The organism is Enterobacter sp. BNK-18, from assembly GCF_047456135.1.
GTDB lineage: Bacteria > Pseudomonadota > Gammaproteobacteria > Enterobacterales > Enterobacteriaceae > Enterobacter > Enterobacter ludwigii.
The window spans coordinates 197,431-216,683 of record NZ_CP179899.1 but is presented as its reverse complement, the minus strand read 5'-3'; the positions used below and the strand labels follow the sequence as shown (position 1 = coordinate 216,683).

Below are 19,253 nucleotides of genomic sequence, written 5' to 3'. Positions count from 1 at the left end.
CAAACACGAATACGGCAACCGCAAGGTTGCCGTTTTGCCTTTATCGGTCCCAGTAGGCTTCTTCGAGGCTATCTTCCCTTTCCGGCAGACCGCGGGTTAAGCGCGGCGAGTGCTGGTTCAGCACCTGATAACTCACGCGGTTCGCGTACTTACACACCTGCGCCAGCGACGAATAGGTCAGCCAGTTGAATTTGTGCTTGCTGGAATTCGGGACGTTGGTTTTATGGTAGGCATTCGCAGTGATGTCATGCAGCAGCGCCGCCAGTGCGCCATCTCCCGCGCCATTGGTGTTCATGATCTTTTCTGGCCCGCCCATATACGGCGCGATGTGGGAGTAAATACGCAGCGGGTTTTCGCAATCTTTATGGCGAATCGCGCGGCTGAACTCGTACTGGTTAAACTCGGCAATGGCGCCTGGCAGCAGTGGATGCTGCGTTTTGCGTTTGCTCTCTTCTTCCGTGAAGCCTGCCATATACAGCCCTACCGGTCCGGCAGTGCAGAGCACCAGATCGACCCAGTCGAGCGCTTTATCGGAGGCCAGCAGCGGATCGCTCTCGCCGGTCAACGCTTCAGCCTCTTCTTCGTTCATCGCCAGAATCGAGACGTGTTCCTTCAGGAAGGCCTGCCACCACTCGGGGTTGTCGGCTATCACGAATTTGGTACCCAGCGTCAGAACGACCGGCACATTGTATTTCTTCGCGTACTCAATCGCTTTCATAGTGGCTTCCGGCATCGGCTCGCCGGGTTTACAGCGCACCAGATACGACGTCAGCACCAGTGCAGACGCGCCCGCAATCACCGCTTCCGGAATGCTCTCTGCACGCAGCTTATTCATGTGGCCGGGGCTGATGGCAAAGGTACGTTCGCCAGAATCGCTGATCAGCGTGAAGCAGCGGCCAATCGGCCCGTCAACGCCCTGAAGGTAGTTCAGATCGGTGCGGCTGGAGGTATTGCACAGGTAACGGTAGGCGTAGCCACCAATTTCGATGTTGCTGCACATGACGCCCAATAACACAGAGCGGTCGTCGGCAAGCACCGAGTAGTTGTGCATGGTGTTGCCGATAGTGCCACCAGCAAACTGATGGGTGATCAGGTTTTCGCGCGTCAGCTCCTGATACAGGGCTTCGGCAACATCGTCCTCAATCACCAGCGAGTGACCGGCGCTCAGACCGTAACGAGCGACAAACGCATCATCCACTTTAGCTTCAATGTCCACCAGCGTCTGATCGATACCGACGACCCATGCGGCGCTAGTTTCATTTTCCGGCTGGATTTGCTGCAGGAGCGGATCGCGGGCATCAACGGGAAAGTAGTGTTTAGATTTGCGTTTACCGGGAAATTTCATGGGTCTGAACTGTGCAAGGATTATGGGCCGGGAATGGTAGCACAAACCCGGCCCATAGTGCGATCAGCGGCTGTTTGTCACCAGCGACACCATCATCTCGATATGCTCAGGCGAGTCGTTAAGGGCCGGAATGTATTCATATTTCGTTCCGCCCGCCTCGAGGAAGAACTCTCTGTTCTGCACGGCAATCTCTTCCAGCGTTTCCAGACAGTCGGCGGAGAAACCGGGTGACATCACCTGAATATGTTTCACGCCCTTCTCACCGAGCATTTTGAGGGTTTCGTCGGTGTAAGGCGTTAACCACGGCTCGCGACCAAAACGCGACTGGAAGGTCATCATCACTTTCTCTGGCGGCAGGTCGAGGGCTGAGACCAGCTCACGGGTAGTATCGCGGCAGCGCTGCGGGTAATCATCCCCTTCATTGGCGAAGCGCTGCGGGATCCCGTGATAGGAGAGCAACAGCAGATCCGGCTCGCCATGTTTTTCAAACGACGCGCGCGCGCTACTGGCAAGCGCTTTAATATAGCGTTCGTTATCGGCGTAATCGCGAATAAAGGTCACGCCAGGAATACGGCGGCGGGTCGCCAGAATACGAGCCAGCTCATCCCAGACGGCGGCAACCGTCGAGCAGGAATACTGCGGATAAAGGGCGAGTACCACAATGTGGTCGACGCCCTGCGCCAGCAGCGAGTCGACCGCGCTTTCCAGTGACGGTTTACCGTAGCTCATACCCAGCGCGACGGGCATATCCGGCAGGCGGGCGGCCAGCGCTTTTTCCTGCCGACGGCTATACACCATCAGCGGTGAGCCCTCTTCCATCCAGACGGACTGATAAAGCTTTGCTACACGTGGGGCACGAATCGGCAGAATGACGCCACGCAGCAGCGGCCACCACAACAGTCTTGGGGTATCCACGACGCGCGTGTCGCTTAAAAATTGTCGCAGGTAGCGTTTTACCGCTTCTGATGTCGGTGCATCTGGTGTACCCAGATTGGCAAGCAGGATGCCGGTTTTCGCCTGACTCATTCACGCCTCTTAACCATTTGAATGGTTTTCAATTGTAGCGGAAAAGCGTTTAAACGAAACCCATTGCTGCAATAGGTAAGATGAGAATTTTTCTCACCCGGAGAGCCCGGGTGAGAGAGGTGCAATTAGCCGAGGATTTTTTCCAGCTCTGCACGAACGTCAGCAACGGCTTTGGTGCCATCAACTTTCGCGTATTTGGTGTTACCCGCCTGCGCTTCTTTGGTGTAATAACCGATCAGCGGAGCGGTCATCTGATGGTATTCCACCAGACGTTTACGCACGGTCTCTTCCTGATCGTCTTTACGGGTGGTCAGCTCTTCACCGGTAACGTCATCTTTACCTTCAACCTTAGGCGGGTTGAATTTGATGTGGTAAACGCGGCCAGAGGCAGCGTGTACGCGACGACCAACAATACGGTCAACGATCAGCTCGTCCGGCACGTCGAACTCGAGCACGTAGTCCACGTTGATGCCCGCTTCTTTCATGGCATCAGCCTGAGGAATGGTGCGTGGGAAGCCGTCCAACAGGAAACCGTTACGGCAGTCTTCCTGAGCAATGCGCTCTTTGACCAGAGCGATAACCAGCTCGTCGGTCACCAGCTTGCCTGCGTCCATGATGTCTTTCGCTTGTTTACCCAGCTCGGAGCCAGATTTAACAGCGGCGCGCAGCATATCACCGGTGGAGATTTGCGGAATACCGTATTTCTCCATGATGAACTGAGCCTGAGTTCCTTTACCCGCGCCCGGAGCGCCAAGCAGAATAATACGCATTGCGAAAATCCCCTCAAAAGTCGATTCAATTTTTCAAAAGCGCTAAACAATACCACCAGAACGGATATGGCTCAAGGAAGGCAGGCGGGCTGAAACGGTTAATGAAGGGAGATTAACGGGAAGGAGCGGTCTGGTGCCCTCCCCCGGTCCTCTCCCACAGGAGAGGGAGAAGACCAGGGGGAGGCGGGTCAATTACGCCAGCAGCAGCGCATTCACACGTTTAATGAACAGGTTAGGATCTTCCAGCGTGCCGCGCTCGGCCAGCAGAGACTGATCCAGCAGAAGCTCAACCCACTCGGCGAAGCGTGCTTCGTCCTGCGTATCCGCCGCGCGTTTCACCAGCGGATGATCCGGGTTCAGCTCGAAGATATACTTCACTTCTGGCATCGCCTGGCCCGCCGCGGCGAACAGTTTCGCCATCTGGGTGCTCATTTCATCCGCATCCGTGGTGACAATGGCCGGGGTATCAGTCAGACGGTGAGTGAAACGCACCTCTTTCACGCGATCGCCCAGTAGCGTTTTCACGCGCTCAACGAAAGGCTCAAGCGCCTTCTCCGCTTCTTTCGCGCTTTCGTCCACTTCATCGGCCAGTTTATCGATCGACTCATCGGCTTTGGCGACGGACTGGAACGCCTTACCGTCGAACTCGGTCAGGTAGTTCATCATCCACTCGTCGATGCGGTCAGACAGCAGCAGTACTTCGATGCCTTTCTTACGCAGCAGCTCGAGGTGTGGGCTGCTCTTCGCCGCGGCGTAGCTGTCGGCGGTGATGTAGTAGATCTTCTCCTGCCCTTCTTTCATGCGGGAGACATACTCTTCCAGCGACACGGTCTGCGCAGAGGAGTCGGTGTGAGTGGAAGCGAAACGCAGCAGTTTAGCAATGGCTTCTACGTTGGATGTATCTTCCGCAGGGCCCTCTTTCAGCACCAGACCGAACTGTTTCCAGAAGGTCTGGTATTTTTCTGCATCGTCTTTCGCCAGTTTTTCCAGCATCTGCAGCGCACGTTTGGTCAGTGCATTACGCAGGTTGCGGGTGACGGTGCTGTCCTGCAGAATTTCACGGGAGACGTTCAGCGGCAGATCGTTGGAGTCAATCAAACCACGCACAAAGCGCAGGTAGTTCGGCATGAACTGCTCGGCGTCATCCATGATAAACACGCGCTGGACGTACAGCTTCAGACCGTGCTTGTGATCGCGGTTCCACATATCCCACGGCGCCTGTGACGGGATATACAGCAGGCTGGTGTACTCCTGCTTACCTTCCACACGGTTGTGGCTCCAGGTGAGCGGATCGGTAAAATCGTGGGCGATGTGTTTGTAGAATTCGTTGTATTCGTCGTCTTTAATTTCAGACTTATTGCGCGTCCACAGCGCCTGCGCCTTGTTGATTTTCTCCCAGGACACCACGGTTTCACCGTCTTTCTCTTCCTGTTTTTCAATCTCAACCGGCAGGGCAATATGGTCGGAGTATTTGCTGATGATGGAGCGCACGCGCCAGTCATTCAGGAAATCATCTTCGCCTTCACGCAGGTGAAGGGTGATTTCGGTACCGCGGTCCGCTTTGGTGATGTCATCAACGGTGTATTCGCCTTCGCCTTTAGATTCCCAGAAGACGCCGTGATCCGCACTGTCGCCTGCTGCGCGAGTACGCACGGTGACTTTGTCCGCAACGATGAACGCCGAGTAGAAGCCCACACCGAACTGGCCGATCAGCTGGCTGTCTTTCGCCTGATCGGAGCCCATTGATTCGAGAAACGCTTTGGTACCGGATTTAGCAATGGTCCCGAGATGGTCGATGACCTCGTCGCGGTTCATACCAATGCCGTTATCGGCGATAGTCAGGGTACGGTTCTCTTTATCAAAAGAGACGCGCACGCGCAGCTCTCCGTCGCCTTCGTACAGATCCGGGTTAGACAGGGCGCGGAAGCGCAGCTTGTCCGCCGCATCGGAGGCGTTGGAAATCAGCTCACGCAGGAAGATTTCTTTGTTGGAATACAGGGAATGGATCATCAGGTGCAGAAGCTGTTTTACTTCTGACTGGAAACCACGGGTTTCTTGTCCTTTCATCTATGTCGACCTCAACAATGCCATTTAATGGGGTTTTAAAACGTTGAGGGAGAGATGGGGATACGAGGGGAGAATTTCAAGCGGAGGCCGCGATTGCAGCCTCCGTTTGGTCAGAAAATAATCTTATGACGTCCAGCCAGAGAGTGGGACAGCGTGGTGCCGTCCACCATCTCCAGCTCACCGCCCACTGGCACGCCGTGAGCGATGCGGCTGGCGTCAACGCCATACTGTGCGCACAATTCGGCGATGTAGTTAGCCGTAGCTTCCCCTTCCACCGTTGGGTTGGTGGCGAGGATCACCTCTTTGATCGTTTCGGACTCAAGACGCTGTTCAAGGCGATCGAGACCGATATCGTCCGGGCCAATACCGTCCAGCGGGGAGAGATGCCCCATCAGCACAAAATAGCGGCCAGAAAACTGCCCGGTCTGTTCGATGGCGTAGATGTCCGCCGGACTCTCCACCACGCAAATCTGACCGTTTTCCTGACGACGCGGATTAGTGCAGATGTTACACACGTCCTGCTCGGTAAAGGTACGGCAATCCGCACAGTGACCAATTTCTGACATGGCACGGGTCAAAGCCTGCGCCAGGCGCATCCCGCCGCTGCGGTCGCGCTGCAATAGCGTAAACGCCATGCGCTGCGCCGACTTCGGGCCGACACCCGGCAGACAGCGCAGTGCTTCCATTAACTGCGTGAGCAGCGGACTGGTTTGCATCAGAATGGCATCTTGAAGCCAGGCGGCAGTTGCATACCGCTGGAAACAGAGGCCATTTTCTCTTTCTGAGTTTCATCGATACGGCGCGCAGCATCGTTAAACGCGGCTGCAACCAGATCTTCCAGCATGTCTTTGTCGTCTTCGAGCAGGCTTGGGTCGATTTCAACGCGACGGCAGTTATGCGCACCGTTGATGGTCACCTTGACCAGACCGGCACCGGATTCACCCGTGACTTCCAGCTGAGCGATCTCTTCCTGCATCTTCTGCATTTTTTCCTGCATCTGCTGAGCCTGCTTCATCAGGCCACCCAGACCGCCTTTTCCACCAAACATAGGCTTCTCTCTTCTTTCACGTTTAAGGATTACAACCGTAAGTCAGACTCACGATCAAATGGGGCGAATACTCTCTTCATCCAGATCGGCGTCGAAGAACCGGCGCAGAGTCTGGATATTGTTATCCGCGATAATCGACTCGCGCGCCTGCGCGAGCTTCTCTTCATAAATTGCCTGACGCCATTCCAGTGGCGTTCGCACCGCCGGATTATCATCTTCAATGATAGTCAATTCAACCGGTGCACCGTGTAATGCGGTGAGCGCCTCGGCCAGCGCTTTTTGCGCGCCAGGGGAATTCAGGTGCCGCTGACCCGGTCGCAGGTGTAAACGTACCTGATGACCGTCCTGCTCTTTCCAGGCATTCAGCGCGACCTGCTCAACCAGCTTCGGCAACTGCAGTTTACTGACCTCTGCGGCCCACGCGTCACGCTCAATAGACTCTTCGGCAAGTTTCGCGGAAAGCTCAGGTGTTTTTTCATGCTCCAGCGCCTTTTTTAGCGCTTTCGGTGTGGCAACTTCTTCTTTCACCTCTTCAACGAGGGTCGTTGCCTTCCAGCGGTAAGCCTCTTCTTTCACCGGGGCTTTTTGCTCGAGCGCGGACGGTGCAGGGCGCGACTGAACGCGCTCCGTAACCGAAGCCAGTCGTTCAAGCGCGGCGTTGTTCACCGGCCGCGCTCTTCCTGGCGCTGCCGGTTCACTCTTTTTTGGTTTGGTTGCTCCCTGAGCACGTTGCAACTGGCTTCGTGCGGCAAGCACCGAACTGGTGGCCTCCGGTAGCGGTACGTTCTGCTGCGGGGGAGCCGTCGGCTGCGGTGGCACCTGCTGAGGCGACATCACCGCAGTGGGGGCGACCGGAGCAAAAGACTGTCGGGGCACTTCCGGCTCCGGCAGAGGCATGCGCGGATGGAACGCCAGCGCACGCAGCAGGGTCATTTCAACGCCCATCCGGGGATCCGGTGCAAACGGCAGCTCTTTGCGGCCAATCAGCAGCGTCTGGTAATAAAGCTGCACGTCAGCCGGTGGGACGGTGCGCGCAAGTTCACGCATCCGGTGTTCAATAACCGCCATATCGGCACCGATGGCTGACGGAGAAAGCTGCAGCATCGCCACGCGGTGCAGCAGACTCAGCATCTCAACCAGCAGCGCTTCCCATTCAATGCCCCGGGCAGCCGCGGCGTTCACCAGCGACATGACGCGTTCACCGTTGGCGGCGATCATCGCTTCGATGAGAGAAAGCGCCTGATCGTCATCCAGCGTGCCGAGCATGGTGCTGACCGCGTCGGTCGAGAGTTTACCGTCACCGCTGGCAATCGCCTGGTCGGTGAGACTTAAGGCATCACGAAGGCTGCCGTCTGCCGCGCGAGCCAGCAGCTGCAGGGCGCGCGGTTCGTGGACAATCTTCTCTTCATCAAGAATATGTTCAAGCTGAGCGCGGATCTGCTCGACGTCCAGCGCCTTCAGATGGAACTGCAGGCAACGCGACAAAATAGTGACCGGCAGCTTTTGCGGATCGGTGGTCGCCAGCAGGAATTTCACATGCGCGGGCGGCTCTTCCAGCGTTTTCAGCAGGGCGTTGAAGCTGTGGCGTGACAGCATGTGCACTTCATCGATCAGGTAGACCTTGAAGCGGCCACGCGCCGGCGCGTACTGCACGTTGTCGAGCAGATCGCGGGTATCTTCCACTTTCGTGCGCGAGGCGGCGTCGATCTCAATCAGATCGACAAAGCGCCCCTGCTCAATTTCACGGCAGTTGTCACACACGCCGCACGGCGTGGCGGTGATCCCGGTTTCGCAGTTCAGACCTTTTGCCAGCAAACGGGCAATAGAGGTCTTACCGACGCCGCGGGTGCCGGAGAAAAGATAAGCGTGATGGATGCGACCTAGCGACAAGCCGTTCGCCAGGGCCGTCAGCACATGCTCCTGACCGACAACGTCAGCAAAGGTTTGTGGTCGCCATTTACGGGCTAACACCTGATAACTCATGGGCAGGCTCTGCAACGCTGGAAGGTGAATTTATGGAGGGGAATGCTATCACAACCTCACCCATTGAGCGAGGTTGTGAAAACCGGGATTAATGACCCGGGAAAGGCACCAGGCTGTAGCAGGTAATGCCCTGTTTTTCCAGGCGCTGTTCGCCACCCAGGTCAAACAGGTTAATAATGAATGCCGCATCGGTCACTTCACCACCCAGACGACGGATCAGCTTCACGGTCGCTTCAATCGTGCCGCCGGTCGCCAGCAGATCGTCAACCACCAGCACTTTATCGCCAGGCTTGATCGCATCAACGTGGATTTCCAGCTGATCGGTGCCGTACTCCAGTTCGTAGCTCTCTGCGATGGTTTCACGCGGCAGTTTGCGCGGTTTACGTACCGGCACAAAGCCAACACCCATTGCCAGCGCGACCGGCGCGCCAAACAGGAATCCACGGGCTTCGGTACCCACTACTTTGGTGATCCCGGCGTTTTTATAACGCTCGACCAGCAGTTCAATGCTGAGCGCGTACGCTTTCGGGTCTTCCAGCAAGCTGGTGACATCACGGAAAAGAATGCCAGGCTTTGGATAGTCCTGGATACTTTTGATGCTGTTTTTCAGATATTCAAGCTGCTGTGCAGTTGCGGTCATCGGTTTGTGCCTAAATGAAACAGTGTTACTCACAGCGCGCAACGAGTCGGCCAGGGTAACAATTGTTTAACCTTTGACCAGGCGCAGCTGTGCTCGAAAACGGTCGAATTTACTGGCTGCGCGCAATAATTGCAACAGCCATTATAAGGCTTCAGTGCTTTTGTTGCTTTTCATCAACCACGGGGATCCGCCACATAAAGAAAAGCAGACAGGCGAGGATCGTCAGCAACAGAATGCGCACCCACATCATTTTCACCAGCCATAATGAAATGGCAAAGGTAATCAGGATCACCGCGATCGCACGCGGCTTCGCACCGGGCGGCATTGCCCGATGTTTTTGCCAGTGGCGCAAATAGCCGCCAAACCAGGAGCGGTACAGCAGCCAGTGGTGAAAGCGCGGCGATGAACGGGCGAAGCACCAGGCTGCCAGCAGGATAAAAGGCGTGGTGGGCAATAAGGGCAAAACCACGCCCAGCGTGCCTAACACTACCGCGAGCCAGCCAATGATGATTAAAATAGTACGCTGCATAATGCGAATCGTTATCAAACTGAACGGCTACTTTACCACTGGAGAGCGTATTGAAAACAGCCCTGCTTCTGGAGACGCTGCAAAATCAGCTGTCTACCCTGCGCGCGCAGGCTACGCCGTTAATGGGGCATGCTACGCTGAAGCCGCGCTTTGACCGGCAGCTTTTTCGTACCCGCAGCACGCGCATCCAGGATTATGTTGATGAGGCGCAGATGAATCTTGATGAGTTGCGCCACGCGGTTGAGAACAATCAACAGCAACAGGTCGCCTGGCTTGCGGAACATCTCACCGAGCAGATCACCGCCCTGCACCGTGAAATGACCGCCTGGCCGCTACGCGTCTGGGACAGCGCGTCGCCGGGTCTCGGTAAATGGCAGCGCAAGCGGCTGGAGAACCAGGAGTTTGCGCGCCGTCTGTTTGAGATGAAGCAGGAGCGGGAAACGCGCCTGAACGCAAGCGAGACGCTGGAAGAGCAGCAGTTATTAATGCGAGAGGTTAGCGCCCTTGAGGGCCGCATCGTTCGTTGCCGTCAGGCACTGGATGAAATTGAACGCGTCATTGAACGTCTGACCCGTTAACAGGAGCCGTAAATGTCACTGGAAAATGCACCCGATGAGGTCAAGCTGGCCGTCGATTTGATTATGCTGCTGGAGAATCATGACATCCCTGCCCAGACGGTGCTGAAAGCACTTGAGATAGTGAAGACGGATTTTGAAGGCAAGGTGAAGGCCAGTCGCCTTCACCCTGCCCCTCTCCCACCGGGAGAGGGAACCTGAATTACGCCGGGGTAGGATCGTCACCCTGAATCTCGCGCTTCACTTCCGTATGCTCGTCACCTTTCTCGTTACGCAGGTGAACTTCAAGCTGGTTGAAGGCGATGTTAATGTTGTTTTCACGGCACAGACGATCGATAGTACGGTTCAGCTCATCCACGGTGTAGCTGCGATCGCGCAGCTCACGCACGTATAACCGCAGCTCGTGATCCAGCGTGCTCGGCCCGAAGGTGGTGAAGAACACATCTGGGGCGGGCTCGTGCATCACCTTAGGATGCGATTTCGCGGCTTTTAACAACACCTCTTTCACTTTATCCAGATCGGAGCCGTAGGCTACGCCCAGTCGAATGACGACGCGCGTTGTGGTGTCGGAGAGCGACCAGTTGATCAGTCGCTCGGTGACGAACGCTTTGTTCGGGATGATCACCTCTTTGCGATCGAAGTCGGTGATGGTGGTAGCACGAATACGGATCTTGCTGACCGTTCCCGAGAAGGTGCCGATGGTGACGGTATCACCGATACGTACCGGACGTTCGAACAGAATGATCAGGCCGGAAACAAAGTTACCGAAGATCTCCTGCAAGCCAAAACCGAGACCGACAGAGAGCGCGGCCGCCAGCCACTGCAGCTTATCCCATGAGACGCCAAGCGATCCAAAGACCGTCATCGCCCCGACAATAATAATGACGTAGTTGAGGATGGTGGTGATGGCATACGACGCCCCCTGACGCAGGTTCAGACGCGACAGCACCAGCACCTCAAGCAGGCCTGGCAGGTTTCGAATCAACGCCCAGGCCACCACTGACGATACCAGGGCAAAGAGCAGGCTGCCCATGGTCACGCTTTTCATTACCGCGGCGCCCGCTTCGGTGCCGTTGTATTGCCAGAGGGTGATACTGTCGAGGTAGGCGAAGACGGTGATTAAATCAGACCAGATCGCCCAGAACATCACCGCAAACAGCGCGATCATCACCAGCATGGTGATACGCAGTGTCTGCTGGTTAACCTGCTCCAGCGCGATGGTTGGCTCTTCCTGTGGCTCCGCGCCTTCAGCCCCCTCTTTCACCTGATGCTGGCGACGCGCGATGGCACGACGATAAGCGATGCGGCGAGCCGCCACGCTCAGGCCGCGCAGTACGGTCTGATAGAGCAGGTTCCAGACGATCACCAGATAGACGGTTTCAATCCAGCGTCCGGACAGGCGCAACGTGGTATAGAAGTACCCCGTCGCCGTGAGCACCATCAGTGCCAGCGGAATAATCGCCAGTACCGTCACGGTGGCCAGACGAATGTTGTGAGACTCTTTATCCCGCCAGCTGTCGCGGCACATCGGCCACATCAGGATGGCAATGAGCAGCAGGTTCAGCAAAATAACCAGCTGGCCCATGACATCGTCCATCAGGTGCAGCGGAGACAGCTCAGCGACAACGGACCAGAAGTGCAGCGGCAACAGCGCCAGGCTGACGCGCACAATCTGACGACGCCAGTGGCTGGTCAGTTGCGCAGGCATGTTGAAATGACGCACCGCAACGCCGTCTTTTTCCAGCACTTTCCAGCACACGCCAAACACCAGCCAGAACAGGGCCAGTTTTTTACTGAACGCCCACAGCAGGTCGCTGATGTTGAGCTGCATCGTCAGCAGGATAAGCCCCACCGCCAGAATAATCAGGCAGACCGGCAGCGCGCGGATCAGATCGATCAGAATCGCTTTTGGCGTGTGCAGCTGGCTGTCGTTACGCAGTTGCCCCACTTCAGACGCCAGCTTATCCTGGTATTTCTTCAGCCAGCCCAGACGCCAGCGGATCAGGCCGGCAATCAGCAGCAGCGGGAGCCCCGCCAGGAAGGCAATCATCACCGCAGGCCAGGCTTTCTCCCAGTTTACGGTGATTTTCATGCTCTTAATCTGCGCCTTCAGCGTTTCAGGGAAGGATTTGATCCAGTCCCAGTCCATCGGCTTGTTGCTGTTAACCCAGAAAATCTGCTGGGTCAGGATCTCCTGCAGACTTTTCGACACGCTCACCAGCTGTTGCTGGTTGATCTGCAGGTTAATCGCCATCATCAGCTGGTTGCCGAGCTGTTTGTTGAGCTGGTCGAGCAGCTCGCGGCGCATATCCACAACCTGCAGCAGGGCGTCGTGAACTTCCGGGTTCACTTCACTGGAATGGCCCTCTTCCAATTTGGCGACAAACGTATCGCTCTGGAAAAGGGCGTCGCGCTGCTGGTTCACATCGAATTGTTCCAGACGCAAATCCGCAATGCGGTTGGTCATGTCCTCGAGCTCATCGGCGGACGGCAGCGTCTGCTGTTGCTGGTAGAGAATACGCGACAGCAGCAGGCTGCCTTTCAGAACCGCAATCTGCTCTTTAATGTTGCGTTCAGCCTGCAGCGCGCGGTCCAGCCAGTTTTTCACTCTGATATTTTGCTGAACCAGCGAGTTTCCGCTTTCTGTTGCCAGTATCAGGCGCTGGCTCAGCTGATGGTTAGCCTCGAGCTCCTGTTTCACCAGCGGGTTCGCCTGAATGCGGGCAGTTTCGTCCGGTGATACGGCTTCCTGAGCCGTTTTCTCCGTCAGCGTAAGGCGCTTACTGTTAACCGCCTCCTGCAACAGCTGAAGCTGATGTTCCAGACGATTAATGTTCGCCGTTACGTAGTCGCGCTGCTTCTGGAGCGTATCCTGCAGCACCGTATTCCCTTCCAGGCTTTTACGCTGCTGTTCGATTTGCGCATTCAGTAAGGCCTGCTGCACCAGCAGCAGCGTTTGCTGCGTTGGGCGCAGGGTGCCTTCGCCAACCGACGTGCCGTTCAGACGGTTGCGGATCTGCTGCAGCTGCTGAGAGGCGGCGTACATCGCATTTTGCACGCGCTCGGGCTGGGTTTGCAGGGAGACAAGCTGGCTGTTGTACGTGCCGAGATCGGACTGCGCCGTTTGCAGATCGTCGAGCAGCTGTGCGACGCGCGATTCCAGCTGACGCAATGACAGGGTCGCGAGCGTTTTACGGGTTTCGTCGTCATTATCCACATCGCTCAGGGCATTCAGCGATTCCGTGGCCTTACGCATGTTTTCAGGCGCCTGCGCCACTTTCTGCCGAAGCTGTGTGGTTTCCGCTTTAACACGCTCAATTTTATCAAGCGTTTCCAGCGTCTCCGTCAGATCCTGCTGAACGAGCTTATCCAGAGCAGAGAGATCTTTTTGTTTATTCAGGGTGTCGAGTTGCGACTGAACATCACTGCGTGAAGGGATGTCATTGTTGTTATCGGCGCGGGCCCAGGAAAGCGGTGCCGTTGCGAAGAAAAACAGCGTCGCCAATAAAAATACAAGAACAGGATGTTGCGAGCGATTGGTGTGCAGCATAGTTGTGAATGATGTCAGAAGATGACCGAAAATAGTCCGGCGTGCAGGATATCACGCTCGCCTGAAGCAGAATAGCGCGAACGTGAGCCTCTAAGAGAAATCCTGGAATCGCGTCAGGCTGTTAGCGAGCCTGACTTGCCATGCAGCGTCGGGGAGAGCTGGCACATCTCCAGGAAAATAGCGACATAGCTGCGGGCTTCGTTCTTCAGGTCAAAGGAGTCCGGGGCGAAAAGCCAGTTTTCCATCAGGCCGGAAATATAACTGCGCATCAGGACAGCCGCCCGTCGGGTCATTAACGTCGCCGGCAGCTGGTTCGCCTGCATGCACTGGATGAGGACCTGTTCAATGCGATCGTAGCTTTCCAGACACAGGCTGCGCTGCGCCTGCTGGACGACCGCCATCTCTCCGACCAACTCGCATTTATGGTAGATGATTTCCATCATTAACCTGCGACGTTCTTCAACTACCGTTGCTTCAAGGATATATACTAATATTTCTCTTAATACTGAGAGTGGATCCTCGGGGAATTTTGCCCGATACTCAGTCTCAAGATCGCTAATGCTGGACTCTGAGAGTTGCCAGATTTCACTGAACAGATCTGTCTTGTCTTTAAAATGCCAGTAAATCGCTCCCCGCGTGACGCCCGCGGCCTGAGCAATCTGCGCCAGCGAGGTTGACGAAACACCCTGCTGAGAAAACAAACGCATAGCCACATCCAGAATGTGTTGTCGGGTTTCAAGCGCTTGTTGTTTGGTTTTTCGTGCCATACGTTAGTGAATTTACAGGAGTCAGATTTACATACATTTGTGAATGTATGTACCATAGCATGACGATAATATAAACGCAGCAATGGGTTTTTGGACTCAGGACCATTGATCAATTTGAAATCGGACACTCGAGGTTTACATATGAACAAAAACAGAGGGTTAACGCCTCTGGCGGTCGTTCTGATGCTCTCAGGCAGCTTAGCGCTAACAGGATGTGACGACAAACAGGCTCAACAAGGAGCTCAGCAGGTGCCAGAAGTTGGCGTGGTGACGCTCAAGTCCGAACCTCTCCAGATAACGACAGAATTACCGGGCCGTACCAGCGCATACCGCATCGCAGAAGTGCGTCCTCAGGTGAGTGGTATCATCCTGAAACGTAACTTCACCGAGGGTGGTGAAGTGAAAGCTGGCGAGTCTCTGTATCAGATTGATCCGGCAACCTACCAGGCCTCCTATGAGAGCGCGAAAGGCGATCTGGCGAAAGCAGAAGCTGCAGCCAAAATCTCCCAACTGACGCTGAACCGTTACAAAAAACTGCTCGGTACCCAGTACATCAGTCAACAGGATTATGACACTGCCCTGTCTGATGCACAGCAGACCAACGCCGCCGTGATTGCCGCGAAAGCTGCAGTGGAAACAGCGCGTATCAACCTCGCCTATACCAAAGTGACCTCCCCAATCAGCGGTCGCATCGGTAAATCTTCCGTCACGGAAGGGGCGCTGGTGCAGAACGGTCAGACCAACGCGTTGGCCACCGTGCAGCAGCTTGATCCGATTTACGTTGACGTGACCCAGTCCAGCAACGATTTCCTGCGCCTGAAACAAGAGCTGGCAAATGGCACGCTGAAGCAGGAAAACGGTAAAGCCAAAGTGGAGCTCGTGACCAATGACGGTATCAAGTTCCCGCAGGCAGGCACACTGGAATTCTCCGATGTGACGGTCGACCAAACTACCGGTTCCATCACCTTACGTGCGATTTTCCCGAACCCGGATAAGACACTCTTACCTGGTATGTTCGTTCGCGCGCGTCTGGAAGAAGGCACCAACCCAACCGCACTTCTGGTGCCTCAGCAGGGTGTCACCCGTACGCCACGTGGCGACGCGAGTGCACTGGTTGTCGGGGCTGATGACAAAGTCGAAACGCGCAACATCACTGCCACGCAGGCGATTGGCGATAAATGGCTGGTGACGGAAGGTCTGAAAGATGGCGATCGCGTGATTATTACTGGTTTGCAAAAAGTTCGTCCTGGCGCGCAGGTCAAAGCACAGGAAGTGAAATCTGACGATAAACAACAAGCTTCGGCCGCTGGCCAGTCAGAACAAACCAAGTCTTAACTTAAACAGGAGCCGTTAAGACATGCCTAATTTCTTTATCGATCGCCCCATATTTGCATGGGTGATCGCCATAATCATCATGCTTGCTGGGGGACTTGCGATCCTGAAACTGCCTGTCGCGCAATATCCAACGATTGCGCCACCGGCGGTAACAATTTCCGCAACCTACCCCGGGGCTGATGCAAAAACGGTGCAGGACACCGTGACACAGGTTATCGAACAGAACATGAACGGTATCGATAACCTGATGTACATGTCCTCAAACAGTGACTCAACCGGTACGGTACAGATCACCCTGACCTTCCAGTCAGGTACTGATGCTGACATCGCGCAGGTTCAGGTCCAGAACAAACTGCAGCTCGCCATGCCGTTGCTGCCACAGGAAGTACAACAGCAGGGTGTGAGCGTCGAGAAATCGTCCAGTAGCTTCCTGATGGTTGTTGGCGTTATCAACACCAACGGCACCATGACGCAGGAGGATATTTCCGACTACGTGGGCGCCAACATGAAGGACGCCATCAGCCGTACGTCTGGTGTGGGTGACGTTCAGCTGTTCGGTTCTCAGTACGCGATGCGTATCTGGATGGATCCGAACAAACTGAACAACTTCCAGCTGACGCCGGTGGACGTGATCAACGCCATCAAAGCGCAGAACGCCCAGGTTGCCGCCGGTCAGTTAGGCGGTACCCCGCCGGTGAAAGGCCAGCAGCTTAACGCCTCGATCATCGCACAGACCCGTCTGACCTCCGCCGATGAGTTCAGCAAAATTCTGCTGAAGGTGAATCAGGACGGTTCGCAGGTTCGTCTGCGCGACGTGGCGAAAGTGGAACTGGGTGGCGAAAACTACGACATCATTGCGAAGTTTAACGGCAAGCCAGCTTCCGGTCTCGGGATCAAACTGGCGACAGGTGCTAACGCCCTGGACACCGCGACGGCTATCCGTGCGGAACTGAAGAAGATGGAACCGTTCTTCCCGTCAGGCCTGAAGATCGTTTATCCGTATGACACCACGCCGTTCGTCAAAATCTCGATTCACGAAGTGGTTAAAACCCTGGCAGAAGCGATCATCCTGGTATTCCTGGTCATGTATCTGTTCCTGCAAAACTTCCGCGCGACGCTGATCCCAACCATCGCCGTACCGGTCGTATTGCTCGGCACCTTCGCCATACTGGCCATCTTTGGCTACTCGATAAACACCCTGACAATGTTCGGGATGGTGCTCGCCATCGGCTTGCTTGTGGATGACGCCATCGTGGTGGTAGAAAACGTCGAGCGTGTTATGGCGGAAGAAGGTCTACCGCCGAAGGAAGCAACCCGTAAATCCATGGGCCAGATCCAGGGCGCGCTGGTCGGTATCGCGATGGTACTGTCTGCGGTATTTATCCCGATGGCCTTCTTCGGCGGCTCAACCGGTGCAATTTATCGTCAGTTCTCCATCACCATTGTCTCGGCGATGGCGCTGTCAGTACTGGTTGCATTGATCCTGACGCCTGCACTGTGTGCCACCATGCTGAAACCTGTTCAGAAAGGCGGTCACGGCGAGCATAAAGGGTTCTTCGGCTGGTTTAACCGCATGTTTGATAAGAGCACGCATCACTACACCGATAGCGTGGGTAACATCCTGCGCAGCACCGGTCGTTACCTGCTGCTCTATATCATCATCGTGGTGGGTATGGCCTATCTGTTCGTTCGTCTGCCAAGCTCGTTCCTGCCAGATGAAGACCAGGGCGTGTTCCTGACGATGGCACAGCTACCGGCGGGTGCCTCGCAAGAACGTACCCAGAAGGTGCTGGATGAAGTAACGGATTACTACCTCACCAAAGAGAAAGCCAACGTTGAATCCGTGTTTGCGGTTAACGGCTTTGGCTTTGCGGGTCGTGGTCAGAACACCGGTATTGCCTTCGTTTCTCTGAAAGACTGGTCAGAACGTCCGGGCGAAGAGAACAAAGTTGAGGCGATTACTGGCCGTGCAATGGGCACGTTCTCACAGATTAAAGATGCGATGGTCTTCGCCTTTAACCTGCCAGCGATTGTTGAACTGGGGACAGCGACAGGTTTCGACTTCCAGCTGATTGACCAGGGCGGTCTGGGTCATGAAAAACTGACGCAGGCACGTAACCAGCTGTTCGGTGAAGTGGCGAAACACCCTGACCTTCTGGTCGGCGTGCGTCCTAACGGTCTGGAAGATACGCCTCAGTACAAAATCGACATCGATCAGGAGAAAGCGCAGGCACTGGGCGTTTCCATCAGTGACATCAATACCACGCTGGGCGCGGCCTGGGGCGGTAGCTACGTCAACGACTTCATCGACCGTGGTCGTGTGAAGAAAGTGTACGTGATGTCAGAAGCGCAATACCGTATGTTACCGAACGATATCAACAACTGGTACGTTCGCGGCAACAACGGTCAGATGGTGCCGTTCTCATCCTTCTCTACGTCGCACTGGGAATACGGTTCGCCGCGTCTGGAACGTTATAACGGGCTGCCATCCATGGAGATCCTGGGTCAGGCCGCACCAGGTCGAAGCACCGGTGAAGCCATGAACCTGATGGAAGAGCTGGCAGGTAAACTGCCTGCGGGTATCGGCTATGACTGGACCGGTATGTCCTACCAGGAACGTCTGTCCGGAAACCAGGCCCCTGCCCTGTACGCCATTTCACTGATTGTGGTCTTCCTGTGTCTGGCGGCACTGTATGAGAGCTGGTCGATTCCGTTCTCCGTTATGCTGGTGGTGCCACTGGGGGTTATCGGTGCGCTGCTTGCGGCAACGTTCCGTGGATTAACCAACGACGTGTACTTCCAGGTGGGCCTGCTGACAACCATTGGCTTGTCGGCGAAGAACGCGATACTTATCGTTGAATTCGCCAAAGATCTGATGGAGAAAGAAGGTAAAGGCCTGATTGAGGCGACCCTTGACGCGGTGCGTATGCGTCTGCGCCCAATCCTGATGACATCGCTGGCATTTATCCTCGGGGTAATGCCGCTGGTTATCAGTACCGGTGCGGGTTCCGGTGCACAGAACGCCGTCGGTACAGGCGTTATGGGGGGTATGGTTACCGCAACCGTACTTGCTATCTTCTTCGTTCCGGTATTCTTCGTGGTGGTTCGCCGCCGCTTTAGCCGCAAGAATGAAGATATTGAGCACAGTCATTCGGTAGAACCGCACTGATACCGGTTTCACATGATAAAAAGGCCGCATTAGCGGCCTTTTTCTTTTTCAGAAAAAAATCATAAAATAGGCTTATTGTGCTTCTATTTATTTCCTGCCGCCTACAATGACATATCATAATTAAGTGATAACGTAATCGGTGAATTCAGGATTTTTTTAATTTCATTTCCCTGCTTAAGTGATTAGGAATATTCCTAACCATATCTTCAGACAAAGAGAACTCCGGATTTGGATCTCTCCGGATTGTTTACGCTAAGCCAATGAAACGTAAGGGAGCGAAAAAAGTTCCGCGTTAATCTGGATAAAAATGTTTAGCGCTGAAGGCACATTTGCGTAAAGGCTCGCAGTCAGTGCTTTTATTTGTAATTTTTCGTAATAGCGCGGTGAAATCTTGATCAGAGTGGATTATAGTTAGAGTTATCAGGAACACAGCACCCGTGCGGCTAAGT

At 55.1% G+C, this 19,253-nt stretch carries 15 protein-coding genes and 1 other annotated feature; of the genes, 4 read left to right on the top strand and 11 right to left on the bottom strand.

Features of this window, described 5'->3' with window-relative positions; translation table 11 throughout:
- Positions 1–40: 40 nt before the first annotated feature.
- The 9 genes from ACMGG3_RS01035 to ACMGG3_RS00995 all read right to left on the bottom strand — a co-directional run bounded on the left by ACMGG3_RS01035 (position 41) and on the right by ACMGG3_RS00995 (position 9,408).
- Positions 41–1,345, bottom strand: coding sequence for an inosine/guanosine kinase (locus ACMGG3_RS01035; RefSeq protein WP_020885178.1), 1,305 nt, complete (start codon positions 1,343–1,345; stop codon positions 41–43).
- A 63-nt stretch (positions 1,346–1,408) separates the two neighbouring features.
- Positions 1,409–2,371, bottom strand: coding sequence for a ferrochelatase (gene hemH, locus ACMGG3_RS01030; RefSeq protein WP_014168915.1), 963 nt, complete (start codon positions 2,369–2,371; stop codon positions 1,409–1,411).
- 125 nt (positions 2,372–2,496) lie between these two features.
- Positions 2,497–3,141: an adenylate kinase gene (gene adk, locus ACMGG3_RS01025; protein ID WP_006809841.1), complete on the bottom strand. Its 645-nt coding sequence runs from the start codon at positions 3,139–3,141 to the stop codon at positions 2,497–2,499.
- A 192-nt stretch (positions 3,142–3,333) separates the two neighbouring features.
- Positions 3,334–5,208, bottom strand: a complete 1,875-nt coding sequence (htpG, locus tag ACMGG3_RS01020) for a molecular chaperone HtpG (RefSeq protein WP_014168914.1) — start codon at positions 5,206–5,208, stop codon at positions 3,334–3,336.
- Between the two features lie 110 nt (positions 5,209–5,318).
- Positions 5,319–5,924 carry a recombination mediator RecR gene (recR, locus tag ACMGG3_RS01015; RefSeq protein WP_006809843.1) on the bottom strand — a complete coding sequence of 202 codons (606 nt, stop codon included), beginning with the start codon at positions 5,922–5,924 and terminating at the stop codon, positions 5,319–5,321.
- Positions 5,924–6,256: a YbaB/EbfC family nucleoid-associated protein gene (locus ACMGG3_RS01010; RefSeq protein ID WP_010428194.1), complete on the bottom strand. Its 333-nt coding sequence runs from the start codon at positions 6,254–6,256 to the stop codon at positions 5,924–5,926. Before ACMGG3_RS01010 ends, recR begins: the two co-directional genes overlap by 1 nt.
- Positions 6,257–6,310: 54 nt before the next feature.
- On the bottom strand, positions 6,311–8,239 hold the full coding sequence (gene dnaX, locus ACMGG3_RS01005) for a DNA polymerase III subunit gamma/tau (protein ID WP_020885181.1): 1,929 nt from the start codon (positions 8,237–8,239) through the stop codon (positions 6,311–6,313).
- Positions 6,917–6,981: a sequence feature (DnaX frameshifting element), on the bottom strand. Its footprint overlaps the gene before it by 65 nt.
- An 88-nt stretch (positions 8,240–8,327) precedes the next feature.
- Positions 8,328–8,879: an adenine phosphoribosyltransferase gene (gene apt, locus ACMGG3_RS01000; RefSeq protein WP_059305808.1), complete on the bottom strand. Its 552-nt coding sequence runs from the start codon at positions 8,877–8,879 to the stop codon at positions 8,328–8,330.
- Between the two features lie 151 nt (positions 8,880–9,030).
- On the bottom strand, positions 9,031–9,408 hold the full coding sequence (locus ACMGG3_RS00995) for a DUF454 family protein (RefSeq protein WP_020885182.1): 378 nt from the start codon (positions 9,406–9,408) through the stop codon (positions 9,031–9,033).
- 50 nt (positions 9,409–9,458) lie between these two features.
- Between ACMGG3_RS00995 and priC the strand changes: the two genes are divergently transcribed.
- The gene (priC, locus tag ACMGG3_RS00990; protein ID WP_020885183.1) at positions 9,459–9,986 is read left to right on the top strand and encodes a primosomal replication protein N''; all 528 of its coding nucleotides are present in this window, start codon (positions 9,459–9,461) and stop codon (positions 9,984–9,986) included.
- A 12-nt stretch (positions 9,987–9,998) separates the two neighbouring features.
- Positions 9,999–10,184, top strand: coding sequence for a pleiotropic regulatory protein RsmS (rsmS, locus tag ACMGG3_RS00985; protein WP_020885184.1), 186 nt, complete (start codon positions 9,999–10,001; stop codon positions 10,182–10,184).
- 1 nt (position 10,185) lies between these two features.
- On the opposite strand, the gene mscK is transcribed toward rsmS, so the two are convergent.
- Together mscK and acrR are read right to left on the bottom strand one after the other, a co-directional pair.
- Positions 10,186–13,533, bottom strand: coding sequence for a mechanosensitive channel MscK (gene mscK, locus ACMGG3_RS00980; protein ID WP_014168907.1), 3,348 nt, complete (start codon positions 13,531–13,533; stop codon positions 10,186–10,188).
- A 113-nt stretch (positions 13,534–13,646) separates the two neighbouring features.
- Positions 13,647–14,300, bottom strand: a complete 654-nt coding sequence (acrR, locus tag ACMGG3_RS00975; RefSeq protein ID WP_414149504.1) for a multidrug efflux transporter transcriptional repressor AcrR — start codon at positions 14,298–14,300, stop codon at positions 13,647–13,649.
- 141 nt (positions 14,301–14,441) lie between these two features.
- Here acrR and acrA point away from each other — a divergent pair, with 141 nt between their 5' ends.
- On the top strand, positions 14,442–15,635 hold the full coding sequence (acrA, locus tag ACMGG3_RS00970; protein ID WP_032677536.1) for a multidrug efflux RND transporter periplasmic adaptor subunit AcrA: 1,194 nt from the start codon (positions 14,442–14,444) through the stop codon (positions 15,633–15,635).
- Between the two features lie 22 nt (positions 15,636–15,657).
- The gene (gene acrB / locus ACMGG3_RS00965) at positions 15,658–18,804 is read left to right on the top strand and encodes a multidrug efflux RND transporter permease subunit AcrB (RefSeq protein ID WP_014168904.1); all 3,147 of its coding nucleotides are present in this window, start codon (positions 15,658–15,660) and stop codon (positions 18,802–18,804) included.
- Positions 18,805–19,253 lie beyond the last annotated feature (449 nt).